Here is a 17,086-nt window from a genome sequence, read left to right as displayed (position 1 = left end):
CTATCAAGCGGCCTTCTTGGCGGGTTCGGCGGCAGCCTCGATCACGCCGAGGATGTCGCTCTCCTTCATGATCAGGAGATCCTCGCCGTCGATCTTCACCTCGGTGCCGGACCATTTGCCGAACAGCACGCGGTCGCCGGGCTTCACGTCGAGGGCGATCAGCTTGCCGGCCTCGTCCCGCGCGCCCGCGCCGACGGCGATGACCTCGCCCTCCTGCGGCTTTTCCTTGGCGGTGTCGGGGATGATGATGCCGCCCTTCGTCCGGGTGTCGGATTCGACGCGGCGGACCAGAACGCGGTCGTGAAGCGGTTTGAACTTCATGGTGTGACACTCCTTGGTCTTAAGCGAATGTCTGTCTTTCCCAAGCACGCCCGAATGGGCCGTGCTTTCGGTTGGGAAATTTACTCAGGCTGTTTTTGCCGTCAAGAGGATTTTTGAAGAAGAAAATCGGGAATATTGTCAAATTAACTTTCAGTGCCAAGTGCCCGTGTCTGCTTTCGCAGACACAGGTGATCCGTTCTTCTTGGAAATTCTGGAAGTCTTGCCGGCCGGGTTTGGTCGTTGTCTCAGGCGGGCGCCCACTCCGGCCGGACCGGGTGGGGTGGGGGGCGCAAGAGTCTTGTCGTCGGCATCGCACACATCCTCCGCAGAGCAACATGCAGGACACGGTCTTCGGGTGCGCCGGGATCCTGTGGGTGAGGCACCCCGGCGCGGGCAAAATTTAGTCAGGCGCGGGCGGGCGTCAAGACACTCCCGTCGCCCGGCGGCTCATTGGATCCTTGAGGCGTTTGGGGCCGTCGGCACATGACCGACGGAAACGGCCGCCCACCGGGAAGGTGGGCGGCCGTTCCGGATCCGTCCGACCGGCAAGCGCCGTTCGGATCGGCAATATCGATCAGTACGGGCAGTTCACGTTCGGCGCGTTGTTGAGCGTCGAGGCGACGTTGGCCACCACATAACCCGCTGCGACCGACATGACCTGCGTCGTCGTCGTGACCAGCCCCGACATCGTGGCGCCGGTAAGGCTGGGGGTACCGCTCGTCTGGCCACAGGTCCAGGGATTGCTGCCGTTCGGCGAGGTGGTCTTGCTCATCATGCCAACGTTGTAGCAGGAGCCACCGGAGAGGGTGGACGCCCCCATTCCGGACGTCCACTCGCCGCCGGCACCGTTGCCATAGAAATTGTTGGCTGCGACGACCACGGTGCCGGACGTATTGGTCTGGCTGTTGCCGACATTGGTGATGACGACGCCGACTTCGTTCTGCAGCGTAGTGGAAATGACAACGGTTGCATCGCTGCTCAGACAGAAGGCGAAGTTCTGCGACGGCAGGGCCGACAGAACAACGGGCTTCTGCTGCGCGTTGGCCACGCCGGCGGACAGCAGGGCGGCGATCGAGAATATGGTGGAGAGTGCAAACGACTTCATTGAATGGCCTCTTGTCTTAAGAAGTGGACGGCTCTCGTATAGGAGTGTTTCTTCGAATGGTCATCGATAAAAATTAGAAAATGATCAGAAAATACATCCGTATAGAAGATCATATCGCCCGGCATAACAACCTTTGGCCGAAATTCATCGATAGTCCACGGCAGTCATTCCATTGCATTCCCGGCCAGTGCCGCGTGGTCGTGGGGTGGGGCGAATCGGCGTCACGGCGCTGCCCCTGACCAGCCCATCATTTAATCTGCATCAACGCCGGCCCCTCCCCGCCGTGCCAGACTGGACGGCGTGAAGCACAACGCCGGCCGCGGGCCGTTTGCGATGTTTGCGCGACGCAGCTCCGGGACCGGCGGCCACCATCCAGGGGGAGGACGCCATGGTCATGATGAAAGCGGCGGTGTTCGTCGAACCGGGCCGCATCGTGCTGGACGACAAACCGATTCGCGATGTCGGACCGCTTGACGCGCTGATCCGCATCACCACGACGACGATCTGCGGCACCGACATCCACATCCTGAAGGGCGAGTATCCCGTCGCCCGCGGCCTGACCATCGGCCACGAGCCGGTCGGCATCATCGAGAAGCTGGGCTCCGCCGTCACCGGCTACCAAGAGGGGCAGCGGGTGATCGCCGGGGCCATCACCCCCAGCGGCCACAGCAACGCCTGCCTGTGCGGCTGCCATTCCCAGGACGGCGCCGGCACCAGGCATGGCTGGAAGCCGCTTGGCGGCTGGCGGTTCGGCAACAGCATCGACGGCTCCCAAGCCGAATATCTGCTGGTGCCCGACGCGATGACCAACCTCGCCCCCGTCCCCGACGCGCTGACGGACGAGGAGGTGCTGATGTGCCCCGACATCATGTCCACCGGCTTCGCCGGGGCGGAGCGCGGCAACATCCGCATCGGCGACACGGTGGCGGTGTTCGCGCAAGGTCCCATCGGCCTCTGCGCCACCGCCGGGGCCAAGCTGAAGGGCGCCACCACCATCATCGGTGTCGACACGGTGCCGGCACGGCTGGAGATGGCGCGACGCATGGGCGCCGATCACGTGGTCAACTTCCGCGAGGTCGACCCGGTGGAGGAGATCATGCGCCTCACCGACGGCCGCGGCGTGGACGTCGCCATCGAGGCGCTGGGCACCCAGGCGACCTTCGAGGCGGCGCTGCGCGTCCTGCGGCCGGGCGGCACGCTGTCCAGCCTGGGCGTCTATTCCGGCGACCTGCGCCTGCCGCTGGGGCCGTTCGCGGCAGGGCTGGGCGACCACACAATCGTCACCTCGCTCTGCCCCGGCGGCAAGGAGCGGATGCGCCGGCTGATGGGCGTCGTCGCCTCCGGCCGCGTCGACCTGAAGCCGCTGGTCACCCACCGCTTCACGCTCGACCGGATCGAGGCTGCCTATGAGCTGTTCGGCCACCAGCGCGATGGCGTGCTGAAGGTGGCGATCACGCCGAACTGATGGCCGTCGCGACGCCGGTGTCCTCCTATGCCCGCCCTCCTATGCCTCGTTTGTAGACGATCAGGAAGGCCACGGCGCAGAGGAAGGGCAGCCCGGCGTCGCGCAGGTCGTTGTTGAGGTGGAGCATGGCGGCATAGAGGACGATGCCGGTCACCGCGATGGTCGGCAACAGGGTGTCGGCGATGCCGAGGATGCCGCGTCCGTCCAGCCAGGCTCCCACCGCCAGGGTCGCGCGGACCAGCACGATCAGGATGAGAAAGGCGATCCCGGCCAGCAGGACATATTCCAGGGTGATCGCCGCCGGCAGATAGGCGGGGGGAACCGATCCGGCGAGGACCGGAGACAGCGCGCCATGCGCCGACCTCACCGCGGCGACGGCGATGTAATGCAGCGCGGTCGCCAGCAGCAGATTGCCGGACAGCAGGTCCACGGTCCGCCAGGACAGGAAGGCCGGCCAGCGGATGCGGTCGAGGGCGAGGAACGCCAGCGCGGTCGCACTGCCGAACAGCAGGGCGTAGTCGGGCGACAGCGGCCATTTCGACACTCCGTGCCCGAGGATCACGATGTCGAACAGCGCCACCGACAGCCCCAGCAGGGCGACGGCGGCGGTGCGGGCGGATTGCCGGTGATGGGCGAACATCCGCCCGGCGACGACGAAGAGGATCCAGGGAAAGACCGGGAACCAGCCCGGAAAGGGCGACGCGAACAGGTCGTAGACGTAGGGGAGCGGAAGGACGACCCAGGCGCCGCACAGCGAAAGAAGAAAGAGGGCGATGAACACCCGGTTGGCGGTGCCGACGCTGGCGTGGATGTCGAACAGAAGGCGGGCGGCGAAGAGGAACATGAAGAAGTCGCTGGTGAACGGGTTCTTCTCCTGATACAGGCCGTGGATTGCCGCCAGGATGAACAGCTTCAGATGGCCTTCGATCCGCCGGGCCAGCGGCTTTCTCAGGAAATGATCGAGCGTCATTCCGAAGGCGAAGAAGAACATCACCGGCGCCAGTTCGAATACGAACTGCAGGATGTTGACGAGGGGGTAGGCGTCCGGGATCGTGCGGCCCCAATGGGCCGCCACCATGAAGACGAGGGCGGTGACGCGGATGACGTCCAGGCTTCTGTCCCGGGCCGGCTGCGGGGTCGGCATCAGCATAGGGTCACTCCCGAACAAGGGCGGAGCCGTGCTCCGGCCTGTCGTGGCGAGGAGGGTTTCGGTCGGGCTGGCTGGCATCTGGCGCTCCGTCACGACTGGCTCCTCATGACCGGTGGGCCCGGGCGATGCGCAGGCGTCCCGGCAGCGACGCCGCCCATGCGGCGACCGCCGCCCGTTCCTTGCGGCCAAGCATCCAGACCATGAAGAGGGTCGCGCCCGCATAGAGCGGCAGGGCGGTCAGCGTCTTGGTGTAGAAGGGATCGAATCCGTCTTCGTAGCGCCAGAAGGGGACGACCGCGAAGGGGGCCAAGGCCGCGACCCCGAAGATCCAGCGCGAGAACCACCAGGACGGCACGAGCGCGGCCAGTGCCAGCGGCCACAGCATGAACCAGGGCCACAGATGGGTCGACAGGCCGAACACCACCGCCGCCATCACCGCGGTGGCGGCCTTCCAGGCATTCTCCGCGGTCGGCCGCCGGTACAGCGCGGCCAGAGTCCACAGGGCGAAGCCGGCGAAGGCCCCGCGCACCAGCCAGCGCAGGGGGGCCATGTCGATGCCCAGCAGCCGCTCCGCCACCCGGACGACGTCCACCGGCTGCAGCCACTGCCATCCGGACATGCCGCGGACGGCGTCGAAGAAGGCGGGCGAGCGGTAGAAAAGGAACAGGACGGCCAGGAAGAAGGCGGCGGCGGGGATCCCGCGCAGGAGGTAGGCGGTGAGCCTGCCCTTGAAATCCATGTTTCTGGATCTGCCGAGCCGGTAGAGCAGATCGACGGACACCAGGGCGGCGCTGGTGTATTTGCAGGCGGCCGAGGCCGCCAGCGCCAGCGGGCCGGCGCGGTCGCCGGCGGAAAGGCGCATCAGCCACAGCATCATCAGGACGACCATCGCCATGTCGTTGTGCGCCTCGCCGGCCGAATAGATGTGGCCGATGGGCAGCCAGCCGAAGGCGACGAGCCCGGCGGCGGCGGTCGCCTCGTCATGGGTCCGGCCGATATGCCGGATGATGGCGAGCCCGCCGATCCAGGCCCCCGCCAGCAGCAGCTTGAACAGAAGTCCGGTCACCCAGACATTCCCGCCGCTCAGCGCCATGACGCCGGCCGAGACCACCGCCCACAGGGGGCCGTAGGTCATCATCGCCGGCACCTCGTCGAACGGGAAGGCTGCGGCCTGCTCCGGCGTGAAAGAGACATAATAGGGGTTCTGCCCCCGGACGATCTCCTCGCCCCACAGCGCGGAAAACCAGATGTCCTGGGTCATCACCGGGAAGGAGGGGATGCTGACGGCGGTGAAGACGACCGGCCACAGGAAAAGCCGGTCCATCACGGCCTTCGGAATCGGCCCGTCGACGTCGGACAGCCAGCGGAACAGCCATGCGGCTAAGGCGACCGGAAGGGCGAGGGGCAGGCAATAGGCCAGGAAATACAGACCGTCATGGGTGAAGACGTTGCCGGCGGTCAACGCGTGGGCCAGCGGGATGGGCAGGTCGGCGACGGAGGCGGCCAGGCGGTCGAAGAACGCCCCCTGATTGGGTAAGCCGACTTCCCCATAATGGGTATTCGATGCGGCAAGGAAGTAGCTCAACACCGAAAACGACAACAGGCACAGGGTTGTCGTCAGTCCAAGACGGTCAAGGATCTTGATTGATCCGTTACCGGATCCGCCGGGTGAAGGGGCGTCTGCAGGCGGTATTTGTTTTTGAAACGGCATCCGCATTTCGCCCACCAATGATGTTCCCGACGGGAAGGCCGGTGAACACGTTAGCGGAAGTCGGCGGAACCGATAAATTTCTAAAGAGATTCTAGAGAGATTGCTCCTGCGCTGATGCCGGGATTGCCTGTCGGACGGCGGTCATTCGCCTTGCGTGCGCGCCGGCGTCTTTCGCTTCCGCGCGATCGGGGGAAGCGGGCCGCTGGTCGGCGGCAAATGTCCGGCATGTCGGACCCATCCAAATCCCATCGGAGACAGCCGGATTGCCTGCCGGGTTGCCGCGGCGAACTTTCGGCTGCCCGGCGCCATCCTGTCGCTCCGCCGGAACCGCGGTACTCCCGTGATTCGCGGGGCGAAAGAAGAAAGCCCCTCTCCCATGGTGGAAGGGGGGCTTCAAGGTCACGCGCAACACCAGAGAAGGAGAGACGACACCACAGGGAAAAGGAGACTTACTTCGCCAGATCGACCGCCTCGGCCAAACGTTTCACTGCATCCTGCGAGGACATGGTGGAGTTGAAGTGGGCGGTGACGACGTCCAGGAAGGCACCGCGCACGGCGCCGGGCACCGCCATCTCGTGCGCCATCGAGGGCACGGCGCTGTTGCTGTCGATGGCGGCCTTCAGATCGTCCATCGACTTCACCGCGCATTCGTCGAAACTGTCGCGCGCCATGTCCTGGCGGGCAGGGATCGAGCCCTTCAGCACGTTGAAGGTCTCCTGGAACTTCTTGCCCAGGATCAGCTTGGCCAGCAGCTTCTGACCGGCGGCGCGGTCGGGATCGGACGAGCTGAACATGACGAAGCTGTCGGAATTGACGATGTAGCCCGACTTGCCCGGCACATGGGCGCAGACGAAATCCTTGCCCGGCACCTTGCCGGCGGCGGTCAGCTCGCCCTTTTCCCAATCGCCCATGATCTGCATGGCGGCCTGCCCGTTCATCAGCAGACCGGCGGCGAGGTTCCATTCGCGGCCGGGGAAGCCGTCGTCGACATAGCCGCGCAGCTTGCGCATCTGGTCGAACACCTTGACCATCGTGTCGCTGGTCAACGCCTTGGCATCCAACTCCACCAGTGCCTTGCGGTAGAAGTCGGGACCGCCGAGGCCGAGGACGACATCCTCGAACAGTGCGCCTTCCTGCCAGGGCTGGCCGCCATGGGCGAGCGGGATGATGCCGGCGGCCTTCAGCTTCTCGGCGGCGGCGTTGAACTCGTCCCAGGTCTTGGGGATCTCGACGCCGGCCTTTTTCATCGCCTGCGGGTTGACCCACATCCAGTTGACACGGTGGATGTTCACGGGAACGGCGTAGTAATGGCCCTTGTAGGTCACCACGTCGCGGATCTGCGGCGGCAGGACGGCGTCCCAGTTCTCCGCCTTGGCGACGTCGTCCAGCGTCGCCAGCTTGCCCTGCGCCGCCCATTCCTTGATGTTCGGGCCCTTCAACTGCACCGCGTTCGGCGGATCGCCGGCCAGCACGCGGGAGCGCAGGACGGTGCTGGCCGCGTCGCCGCCGCCGCCCGCGACCGGCGCGTCGATCCACTTGCCGCCCGCCGCTTCGAAGTCCTGGCGCAGCGCGCCCGCCGCCTTCGATTCGCCGCCGGAGGTCCAGTAATGCAGCACCTCCACCTTCGGCTCGGCCCGGGCCGGAGCGGCCAGCAGGGCGCCGGCCATCACGGTCGCGATCGCGGTCATGCCGAGGATGGATGTGCTGAGAGACGGCATCTTGGACATTTCCCCCTGTTCCCTTCTTCGTTCGGTCTTGCCGTTGGCCCAGGCCCCAGGCCCTCCGGCCGCTGGAGGAACTCTATCCCGCAGGCAATTCGGCGCCCGGATTATTTGGTAACAACGCCTTTTCACGGTGCCGCCGCTGTTACGCAACCGTTACAAACCGGCCCCGGCGGCGCACTGTACCCGGACCGGCCGGGGAGGCTACACTCGGCGCCAACCAAGAAGAAACTTCCATACGGAATAGGGAAGGAAAACCATGGAGCGCGCGCGCCATCTCCTGGTCGTGGACGATGATCCCGAGATCCGGGACATGCTGCATGATTTCCTGGTGAAGAGCGGATTCCGCGTCTCCACCGCCGGCGATGGGCGCGAGATGGCGCGGGTGCTGGCGCAATGGCCGGTCGATCTCATCGTGCTGGACGTGATGCTGCCGGGGGAGGACGGGACCAGCCTGTGCCGATCCTTGCGCGCCAAGTCGGAAACCCCCGTCATCATGCTGACCGCCATGGGCAGCGAGGTCGACCGCATCGTCGGGCTGGAGGTCGGCGCCGACGATTATCTGGTGAAGCCCTTCAGCGCCCGCGAACTGCTGGCCCGCATCCGCGCGATCCTGCGCCGCTGCGGCGGGCCGGAGCCGGTGCGCGAACGGCCGCGCGTGCTGGGCTTCGCCGGTTGGTCGCTCGACCAGGGGCGGCGGGAGCTGCGCACGCCCGACCGGGTGGTGGTGCATCTCAGCCAGGGTGAATATGCCCTGCTCGGCACGCTGCTGGAACGCGCGCCGCAGGTGGTGGAGCGCACCGAACTGCTGGAGAAGCACCGCGGCGACACCTCGATTCCCTTCGACCGCAGCATCGACATCCAGATCAGCCGCCTGCGCCGCAAGCTGGAGGAAGGGCCGGGCGGCTCGGCGCTGATCAAGACGGTGCGCGGCATCGGCTACCAGTTCACCGCGACGGTGATGGACCAGGGCGAGTCCGTCTCTTCCGGGACCAGTTCCGGGACCGGCCGTGGCGCTTGAGCGTCTGTTGCCGGCCCGTCTGCGCCCCGCCCGGCTGCGTCACCGCATCCTGGCGGCGATGGTGGCGCTTCTGGCGCTGACCCATGGCGGGGCGCTGATCGGCATGCGGCTGGTGGACGACCGCGCGCGGGAGCTGCTGACTGCCCACCGGCTGGGACCGGCGATGGCGGCGGCGGTGGAGGCGGCCGACCGCGCTGTGCTGGACGGGGTCGCCGCCGGGCCGGCGCTGGCGCTGAGCGGTTTGCCCGACCTGTCGGTGTCCTGGCAGGCGCCCGGCACCCCGACCGTTCCCGCCGGCTGGGTGCTGGACGGCGTTGTCGACGCGCCGCGCCCGGTGTTCGTCGCCGCCCAGCGCGCCCTGCTGCCGCTCCAGCCCGCCCGTGCCCAGACGCTGGCGGAATCCTTGTCCCTGGTGGCGGAGGACACGGCGGCCCAGTTGCGCGACGCCCGCGTCTATGTCCAGCTTGCCGGCGGCGGCTGGCTGGAGTTCGCCAGCCCGCGCTTCTGGCGGCCGCGCAGCACGCCGTTCGAGATGGTGCTGGCCGGGCTGGCCGCCTTCGGTCTGGCGCTGGGACTGCTGCTCTGGCTGCCCGGCCGGCTGGTCCGCCCGCTGGAGGCGCTGGCGGAGCAGGCGACCCGCCCGCACGACCGCCTCCACCCCCGCCCGCTGCCGGAAGACGGGCCGGAGGAGGTCGCCTCGCTCGCCCGCGCCTTCAACCAGGCACGCAACGCGCTGCGCGACCTGATGGAGGGTCGCACCCATCTGCTGGCGGCGATCAGCCACGATCTGCGCACCCCGGCGACGCGGCTGCGGCTGCGCGCCGAGTATGTCGACGACGACGCGCTGCGCGCCAAGATGATGGCCGACATCGACGAGATGGCGGCGATGGTGACCGCGACGCTGGAGTTCCTCGGCGACGACGTGCTGCGCGAAGAGGTGGAGGTGGTCGCCTTCGCCAGCCTGCTGCAGAGCCTGTGCGACGATTACGCCGACACCGGCGCGCCGGTGACCTACCACGAGCCGCCGCCGCTGCAGTTCGCCGCCGTCCGCACCATCTTCGGCGGCGGGGTGGAGCGCAGCGACCGGTTCGAGCAGGCGCGCCAGCTCCGCCTCGCCGGTCGCCCGTCCAGCCTGCGCCGCGCCTTCGCCAACCTGATCGACAACGCCATCAAGTACGGCGAGCGCGCCACCGTCTCCGTCGATGCCGACGCTGCCGAGATCGTGGTCGATGTCTGCGACGAGGGTCCCGGCATCCCGGAGGCGGAGATCGCCAACGTCTTCAAGCCCTTCGTCCGGCTGGAAGGCTCCCGCAACCGCAAGACCGGCGGCAGCGGGCTGGGCCTGTCCATCGTGAAGTCGATCGTCGAAGCGCACCAGGGCCGCATCGAGTTGAGCAACCGCGCCAGCGGCGGGTTGCGGGTCAGGGTAACGCTGCCGCGGATGTTGTGAGGGTAGGTTCGGCGATCCGTGATAATCCCCCCTCTCCCCCCCGGGGAGAGGGTCGGGGTGAGGGGGATGCATGAGGTGGATTCTTGGGATCGGGCCGCCACGCGACCCCCTCACCCTAACCCTCTCCCCAGGGGGGAGAGGGGATTAGGCGCCCGGCGGGCGCTCGTTCACCGATCCCAAACCGGCGCCAGCCCCGCCGGGCTCACGATCCGTCCATCCGGCCGCGCCAGCTTCGCAATCGCCGCCATGTCGCCGTCGTCCAGCGCGAAGTCGAACACCGCGAAATTCTCCGGCACGCGTTCCGGCTTGGCGGTTTTCGACAGCACGATGTGCCCCAGCTGGATCAGCCAGCGCAGCGTCACCTGCGCCGCCGTCTTGCCGTACTTGGCGCCGATCCGCTGCAGTTCCGGATCGCGCGGCACCTTGCCGTCGGCCATGGCGTAATAGGCGGTGATCGCCACGCCGAGATCCCTGGCCGCCGCCGCCATCGCACTCTGGTCGAGATAGGGGTGCACCTCGATCTGGTTGGTGACGATGGGGGCTTTGCTGCGTTGCACCGACTCCCGCAGTTGAGCGATGTTCTGGTTGCTGACGCCGATGAAGCGGGTCTTGCCGGCGGCCTGCACCGCGTTCAGCATCTCGATCTGGTCGGCGATGGCGACCTGATCGGCCGGCCAGTGCAGCAGCAGCAGATCGACCCGGTCGACCTTCAGCTTCTCCAGGCTCTCATCCACCGACGCGGCGAACAGCTCGGGGCTGTATTTGTCGACCCAGACCTTTGTGGTCAGGAACAGATCGTCGCGGCGGGATCCTGCGGCTTGCAGGGCGCGGCCGAGCGCCGCCTCGTTGCGGTAGATCTGCGCGGTGTCGAAATGGCGGAAACCGGCTTCGAGCGCGGCCGGAACCACCTGCTCGACCTCCTCGTCCGACATGCGGAACACGCCGAAGCCCAGCGCGGGGATTTCGGCTCCATTCGCCTTCACGGTCTGCATCCTGCTCTCTTTCCTGTTCGGCGCCGCAGCGGGTTACTTGGGCGCGTCAAATCGGTTGCATGCAGACATATGGCGGGAAGGGCGGTCGGGAAACCGCTTCTCCCGCCATATCACTTGTGAATTCAATTCACAGATCGAACCAAGCGAAGCGTCACATCAGCTTGTCGAGGGTGATCGGCAGGTCACGGATGCGCTTGCCGGTGGCGTTGTAGACGGCGTTGGCGACGGCGGCACCGACCCCGGTGATGCCGATCTCGCCGATGCCGCGGGCGCCCATCGGCGCCTGCGGGTCGGGGATGTCGGTGTAGAGGATCTCGATGGTGGGAACGTCCATCTGCACCGGCACGTGATAGTCGGCCAGCGAGGCGTTGACGATGCGGCCGCTGCGCGGATCGAAGTTGGTTTCCTCGGTCAGGGCCAGCCCGATCCCCATGATGATGCCGCCCTTGAACTGGCTGGTCGCCGTCTTGGCGTTGAGGATGCGGCCGGCGTCGAAGGAGCCGAGGAAGCGCGAGACGCGGACCTCCCCGGTGATCTCGCTGACCCGGACCTCGCAGAACTGCGCGCCATAGGAGTGCATCGAGAAGGCCTCCATCTCCGCCGGCGGCGGGGCTTCGGCCTCGCAGACCAGTTCGTCGCGTCCCGACCGGCGCAGGATCGACTCGTAGCTTTCGAAGCGCGCAACATCGTCGCGGTGGCCGATGCCGCCGTCCCGCGTTTCGACCTCGGCCAGCGACAGGCCGGCCAGCGGCGAATCGTTGCCGGCAAGCTTCAACAGTTCCTCGACGAAAACCTCCGTCGCGGCGATGACGGCGCCGCCGATCGAGGCCGTCTGGGTCGAGCCGCCGGCGATCACCCCGCGCGGCAGGGTCGTGTCGCCATACTCGAATGTGACACGGTCGAGCGGAACGCCGAGCCGGGCGGCGATGTGCTGGGCCTGCGCCGTCGCCGTGCCCATGCCCATGTCGTGGACTGCGGTCGAGACGGTGACCTGTCCGCCGGCCGTCAGCCTGATCCGGGCCGCACCGCCGGGGAAGCGGTGGTACGGATAGGTGGCCGTCGCACAGCCCATGCCGATCAACCATTCGCCGTCCCGCCGCCCGCGTGGCGTCGGGCTGCGGCGGTCCCAGCCGAACCTCTCGGCCCCCTTTTCATAGGCGTCGATCAGGTGGCGGGCGGAGAAGGGCTTGCCGCTGGTCGGATCCGTCTCCGGCTCGATGCGCCGCCGCAACTCGATGGGGTCGAGGCCGAGCTTGTCGGCAAGCTCGTCGATGGCGCATTCCAGCGCGAAGGTGCCGACGGATTCGCCGGGCGCCCGCATGAAGGTGTTCGCCAGCATGTCCATGTCGGCGACCTCCTGGGCAAGCCGGATCGACTTGGCGGCATAGAGGTGGCGGGCTGGAAAGGTGAATTGCTCCGGACAGGAGTTGTGCGTGGTCATCGCCGCGATGCCGGTGTGGATCAGCGCATCCAGCCGGCCGTCGGCGCTGGCGCCGAGCGCCATCCGCTGCTCCGTCAGCGTCCGGCCGCCGACGATGCGGAACACGTCTTCGCGCGACAGCATGATGCGCACCGGCCTGTTGGCGAGTTTCGCGGCGGCGCAGGCGAGGATCTGGTGGTCCCACAGGCATTTGCCGCCGAAGCCGCCGCCGACGAAGGGGGAGGAGACGCGGACCTTCTCCGGCTCCAGGCCGAAGATGTCGGCCAGTTGCCCCGCCGTCAGGTCGAGAAGCTGGCTGGCGTCATGCACCCTCAGCTCGTCGCCGGTCCAGGCGACGGTCGCCGCATGCAGCTCGATGGCATTGTGGTTGTGGCGCGGCGTCCGGTAGACTTCGTCCACCTGCACCGCGGCGGCTTTCAGGGCGGCCTCGGCATCGCCGATCTCGACCACCGGCGGCTGACCCAGGATGTTGTCCAGTTGACGCGGCGTCTTCTTCGCCTCGTCGAAGGACGTCACGGCCGGCAACGGCGCATAGTCGGCCCTCACCAGCGAGGCGGCATGGTCGGCCTGTTCCTGCGTCTCGGCGAGAACGACGGCGATGGGCTGGCCGTTCCAGTGGATCTCGTCATCCTGCATCACCGGCAGGTCGCTCGCCCCGGCGGCCGTTGGCGACGACATCATCAGCGACGGCGCCTTCATCCGGGGGGCGTTGCGGTGGGTCATGACCAGCACGACGCCGGGCGCCGCTTCGGCCGCCGCGGTGTCGAGCGCCGTGATCCGCCCGCGCGCGACGGTGCTGTAGGCGAGTGCCGCGTAGCAAAGGCCGTCATAGGGAAACTCGGCGGCGAAACGGGCCTTGCCCCGAACCTTCAGCGGCCCGTCGATGCGCGAGACCGGCTGGCCCAGTGCCCCATGCCCCAGTGCGCCATGCTTTTGAATGAGGGGATCCTGCGTGACCGCCGGCTGCCAGCGGCCGGGCCGGGTGTTTGCGGACTCGGATTGCATGCTCATGCGTCGTCTCCCGTCAGCTCGCCGAGGACGGCGACGATCGTCCGTTTCGCCAGTTCGATCTTGAAGGCGTTGTCGCGAAGCCCGGTCGCGGCGGCCAGCTCCGCCTCCGCGGCGGCGCGGAAGCTCTCCGCATTGGCCGGCCGGCCCTTCAGCGCAGCTTCGGCCGCCGAGGCCCGCCACGGCTTGTGGGCGACGCCGCCGAGCGCCAGCCGCACGTCGCGCACCGTCCCGTCATTGTCGAGATCGATCGCGGCGGCGACCGAGACCAGCGCGAAGGCATAGCTCGCGCGGTCGCGAACCTTGCGGTAGGTCGAGCGGCGGGCGAAGGGCAGGGGCGGGAGTTCTACGGCGGTGATCAGCTCGCCCGGCTTCAGCTCCGTCTCGATGTCCGGCCGGTCGCCCGGCAGGCGGTGCAGCTCGGCAAGCGCGATGCTGCGCGGTCCCGAGGGACCGTCCAGATGCACCGTGGCGTCGAGGGCGGCGAGCGCCACGCACATGTCGGACGGGTGGGTGGCGACGCAGGCCGGCGACGCGCCCAGGATGGCGTGATAGCGGTTGAAGCCGTCGCGGGCGTCGCAGCCGGCCCCCGGCTGCCGTTTGTTGCAGGCCGCAGCATTGTCGTAGAAATAGCGGCAGCGCGTGCGTTGCAGGATGTTGCCGCCGACCGTCGCCATGTTGCGGATTTGGGCGCTGGCCCCGGCGAGGATCGCGCGGGCGAGGAGCGGGTAATGGGCACGCACATGGCTGTCGGCGGCGAGCGCGGTGTTGGACGCCGCCGCCCCGATCAGCAGGCCGCCGTCGGCGCGGGGCTCGATCCCGCGCGGCAGGCCGGTGACGTCGACCAGCATCTCCGGCCGTTCGACCGTCTCGCGCATCAGATCGACCAGATTGGTGCCGCCGCCGAGATAGCGCGCCGCGGCGTTGCCCTTGGCCAACTCGATGGCGGCCGACGCGTCGGACGCCCGTTCATAGGTGAAGGGGTTCATGCCCGTGCCCTCTCCTGCGTCGTTTCCGGCGTCTTGACCAGCGTTTCGGAGATGGCCTCTATGATCCCGTTGTAGGCGCCGCAGCGGCAGAGATTGCCGCTCATGCGTTCGCGCAGTTCCTGCTCGTCGACGGTGACGCTTGCTGCCGTAAGGTCGGCGGTGACGACGCTCGGGACGTTGCGCTCGATCTCGCGCGCCATGCCGATGGCGGAACAGAGCTGGCCAGGCGTGCAATACCCGCACTGGAAGCCGTCATGCTCGACGAAGGCCTGCTGCAGCGGATGCAGGGCGCCGTCGCTGCCCAGCCCTTCGACGGTGGTGATGCTGCGGCCCTGGTACTGGACCGCGAGCGCCAGACAGGAGTTGATGCGTTCGCCGTCGACCAGCACGGTGCAGGCGCCGCAGGCACCCTGATCGCAGCCTTTCTTGGTCCCGGTGAATCCCAAACTGTTGCGGAGGAGGTCGAGCAGCGAACTGCGGATATCCGCCTCGACCTCGACGCTTTGCCCATTGATGGTGAAGTTCATCAGCGCATTCCCCAAATCGGAACGGGTCCTGGCCGACGGCAGCCCGCGGCCGGCCCCTCCGCCTTGCGGGCGAAATGGGCCGGCCTGTTAACCGTCAGCGACGCCGGAAATCACGCTGGTCGGGCAAAAATCTAGTGGCTGGGAGAATCTCCCTCTCCCCCCCGGGGAGAGGGGATTATCACCATTCAAATCCGCTGTTCGGTCTTCGGGTCGAACAGGTTGGCTCTCGCCATGTCGATCATGAAGTCGGCGGTCGCGCCCTCCGCCACCCGGTCGCTCGGCTTGATGCGGGCGACCACCTCGTGGCCGTTCAGCTCGACATAGGTGATGGTGTCGGCGCCGGTCGGCTCCAGCACATTGACGCCGCAGGCCACCTTCACCAGCGCCGGGTTGCCGGCTGCAATGGCGGGATCGTAGCAGGTGATGGCTTCCGGCCGGATGCCCAGGATCACCTCCTGGCCCAGCCAGTGACCGGCCTGCTCCGGCGCCTGGAACAGCGGCAGGAAGCCGCTGCGCTCGCGCCCGACGCTGACGCCCAGCCGGTCGCCCTCGGCCGACAGCGTGCCGCGCACGAAGTTCATGGTGGGGGAGCCGATGAAGCTCGCCACGTACATGTTGGCCGGGCGCTCATAGACCTCCTGCGGTGGGGCGAACTGCTGGACGACGCCCTCCTTCATGATGGCGATGCGGCTGGCCAGCGTCATCGCCTCGATCTGGTCGTGGGTGACATAGACCACGGTGGTGCCGAGCCGCTGGTGCAGCTTCTTGATCTCGGTGCGCATGTCGACGCGCAGCTTGGCGTCCAGGTTGGACAGCGGCTCGTCGAACAGGAACACCTTGGGGTCGCGGACCAGGGCGCGGCCCATGGCGACGCGCTGGCGCTGGCCGCCCGACAGCTGCGCCGGCTTGCGGTCCAGCAGATGCTCGATCTGCAACAGCCGGGCGACGCGGCGGATGGCGCCGTCGCGCTCCGCCTTGGCCTGCCCGCGCATCTCCAGCGAGAAGCCGATGTTCCGCGCCACCGTCATGTTGGGATAAAGCGCGTAGGACTGGAACACCATGGCGATGTCGCGGTCCTTGGGATGGACCTCGTTGACCACGCGCTGGTCGATGCGGATCTCGCCGGCGCTGATCGTCTCCAGACCGGCGATCATGTTGAGCAGGGTGGATTTCCCGCAGCCGGAGGGCCCGAGCAGGACGAGGAATTCACCGTCCGTCAGGTCCAGGTCGATGCCCTTCAGGACCTCGACGCTGCCATACTGCTTGCGGACGTTGTTGATGCTGAGAGTCGCCATCGGAAGATCACCCCTTGACGGAGCCGGCGGTCAGACCGCGGATGAAGTATTTCCCGGCAAGCACATAGACGACGAGGGTGGGCAGGCCGGCGATCATCGCCGCCGCCATGTCGACGTTGTACTGCTTCACGCCGGTGGTGGTGTTGACGAGGTTGTTCAGCGCGACCGTCACCGGCTGCGCGCCGCCCGCCGCGAAGGACGCCCCGTACAGGAAGTCGTTCCAGATCTGGGTGAACTGCCAGATGATCGTCACCACCAGGATCGGCAGCGACAGCGGCAGCATGATCTTGGTGAAGATCTGGAAGAAGCCGGCGCCGTCGATGGTCGCGGCCTTCACCAGATCGTCGGGGATGCTGACATAGTAGTTGCGGAAGAACAGCGTGGTGAAGGCGAGGCCGTACACCACATGCACCAGGATCAGCCCGCCGGCGCTGCCCGCCAGCCCCAGGAAGCCCAGCGTCTGCGCCATCGGCAGCAGGATCACCTGCGACGGCAGGAAGCTGCCGAACAGAATCATGCCGAACACGATGTTGGCGCCGCGGAACCGCCACTTGGTCAGGGCATAGCCGTTCAGCGCCCCGAAGAAGGTGGAGATGACGACCGACGGCACGACGATGACGATGGAATTCAGGAAATAGGGCGCCATGCCGCGGCAATCGGCGCCGATGCAGGCGCGGTTCCAGGCATAGCTCCAGGCATCCAGGCTGAAATCGCGCGGCAGCGACAGCAGCGACCCGGTGCGGATTTCCTCCGGGCTCTTGAAGGAGGTGGTGATCATGAGCAGCAGCGGCAGCAGGTAATAGGCCGCGAACAGCAGGAGGATCAGGTACAGGCCCCAGCGGGCGATGCGGGCGCCGGTGCCCTGCGCCGGCGGCAGGGCGGAGGTCAGG

At 67.3% G+C, this 17,086-nt stretch carries 14 protein-coding genes; 3 read left to right on the top strand and 11 right to left on the bottom strand.

Annotated elements, in window-relative coordinates:
* Positions 1–3 precede the first annotated feature (3 nt).
* Both groES and FZ029_RS24575 read right to left on the bottom strand, forming a co-directional pair.
* Positions 4–321, bottom strand: coding sequence for a co-chaperone GroES (gene groES, locus FZ029_RS24580; protein WP_109154222.1), 318 nt, complete (start codon positions 319–321; stop codon positions 4–6).
* Between the two features lie 574 nt (positions 322–895).
* Positions 896–1,426, bottom strand: a complete 531-nt coding sequence (locus tag FZ029_RS24575; protein WP_149272344.1) for a hypothetical protein — start codon at positions 1,424–1,426, stop codon at positions 896–898.
* A gap of 388 nt (positions 1,427–1,814) precedes the next feature.
* Here FZ029_RS24575 and FZ029_RS24570 point away from each other — a divergent pair, with 388 nt between their 5' ends.
* Entirely contained in the window at positions 1,815–2,891 is a 1,077-nt protein-coding gene (locus FZ029_RS24570; protein ID WP_149272343.1) for an NAD(P)-dependent alcohol dehydrogenase, read from the top strand.
* A 25-nt stretch (positions 2,892–2,916) separates the two neighbouring features.
* Here FZ029_RS24570 and FZ029_RS24565 read toward each other — a convergent pair whose 3' ends face one another.
* From FZ029_RS24565 to FZ029_RS24555, 3 genes are all read right to left on the bottom strand, one after another.
* Positions 2,917–4,041: a hypothetical protein gene (locus tag FZ029_RS24565; protein ID WP_188052041.1), complete on the bottom strand. Its 1,125-nt coding sequence runs from the start codon at positions 4,039–4,041 to the stop codon at positions 2,917–2,919.
* A gap of 103 nt (positions 4,042–4,144) precedes the next feature.
* A complete protein-coding gene (locus tag FZ029_RS33130) occupies positions 4,145–5,626 on the bottom strand; it encodes a hypothetical protein (protein WP_188052040.1) in 1,482 nt (493 codons plus the stop codon).
* A gap of 575 nt (positions 5,627–6,201) precedes the next feature.
* Positions 6,202–7,470 (bottom strand): ABC transporter substrate-binding protein, encoded by a 1,269-nt coding sequence (locus FZ029_RS24555; RefSeq protein ID WP_247892476.1) that lies wholly within the window; start codon positions 7,468–7,470, stop codon positions 6,202–6,204.
* Between the two features lie 262 nt (positions 7,471–7,732).
* Here FZ029_RS24555 and FZ029_RS24550 point away from each other — a divergent pair, with 262 nt between their 5' ends.
* Entirely contained in the window at positions 7,733–8,494 is a 762-nt protein-coding gene (locus FZ029_RS24550) for a response regulator transcription factor (RefSeq protein ID WP_149272342.1), read from the top strand.
* Entirely contained in the window at positions 8,484–9,944 is a 1,461-nt protein-coding gene (locus tag FZ029_RS24545) for an ATP-binding protein (protein WP_149272341.1), read from the top strand. The genes FZ029_RS24550 and FZ029_RS24545 overlap by 11 nt, the downstream gene beginning before the upstream one ends.
* 167 nt (positions 9,945–10,111) lie before the next feature.
* Here the strand turns inward: FZ029_RS24545 and FZ029_RS24535 are convergent, their stop codons facing one another.
* The 6 genes from FZ029_RS24535 to FZ029_RS24510 all read right to left on the bottom strand — a co-directional run bounded on the left by FZ029_RS24535 (position 10,112) and on the right by FZ029_RS24510 (position 17,085).
* Positions 10,112–10,936: an aldo/keto reductase gene (locus FZ029_RS24535; RefSeq protein ID WP_149272340.1), complete on the bottom strand. Its 825-nt coding sequence runs from the start codon at positions 10,934–10,936 to the stop codon at positions 10,112–10,114.
* 151 nt (positions 10,937–11,087) lie between these two features.
* Positions 11,088–13,388, bottom strand: coding sequence for a xanthine dehydrogenase family protein molybdopterin-binding subunit (locus FZ029_RS24530; protein WP_149272339.1), 2,301 nt, complete (start codon positions 13,386–13,388; stop codon positions 11,088–11,090).
* Positions 13,385–14,374: a xanthine dehydrogenase family protein subunit M gene (locus tag FZ029_RS24525; protein WP_149272338.1), complete on the bottom strand. Its 990-nt coding sequence runs from the start codon at positions 14,372–14,374 to the stop codon at positions 13,385–13,387. The genes FZ029_RS24530 and FZ029_RS24525 overlap by 4 nt, the downstream gene beginning before the upstream one ends.
* The gene (locus FZ029_RS24520) at positions 14,371–14,901 is read right to left on the bottom strand and encodes a 2Fe-2S iron-sulfur cluster-binding protein (RefSeq protein ID WP_149272337.1); all 531 of its coding nucleotides are present in this window, start codon (positions 14,899–14,901) and stop codon (positions 14,371–14,373) included. The genes FZ029_RS24525 and FZ029_RS24520 overlap by 4 nt, the downstream gene beginning before the upstream one ends.
* Positions 14,902–15,086: 185 nt before the next feature.
* Entirely contained in the window at positions 15,087–16,196 is a 1,110-nt protein-coding gene (gene ugpC / locus FZ029_RS24515; RefSeq protein ID WP_149272336.1) for a sn-glycerol-3-phosphate ABC transporter ATP-binding protein UgpC, read from the bottom strand.
* 7 nt (positions 16,197–16,203) lie between these two features.
* Positions 16,204–17,085, bottom strand: coding sequence for a carbohydrate ABC transporter permease (locus FZ029_RS24510; protein ID WP_247892478.1), 882 nt, complete (start codon positions 17,083–17,085; stop codon positions 16,204–16,206).
* Between the last annotated feature and the right edge of the window lies 1 nt (position 17,086).

The organism is Azospirillum sp. Sh1, from assembly GCF_008365135.1.
Classification (GTDB): Bacteria; Pseudomonadota; Alphaproteobacteria; order Azospirillales; family Azospirillaceae; genus Azospirillum; species Azospirillum oryzae.
Note: the sequence above shows the minus strand (reverse complement) of the source record. Positions and strands in the feature narration are given on the sequence as shown.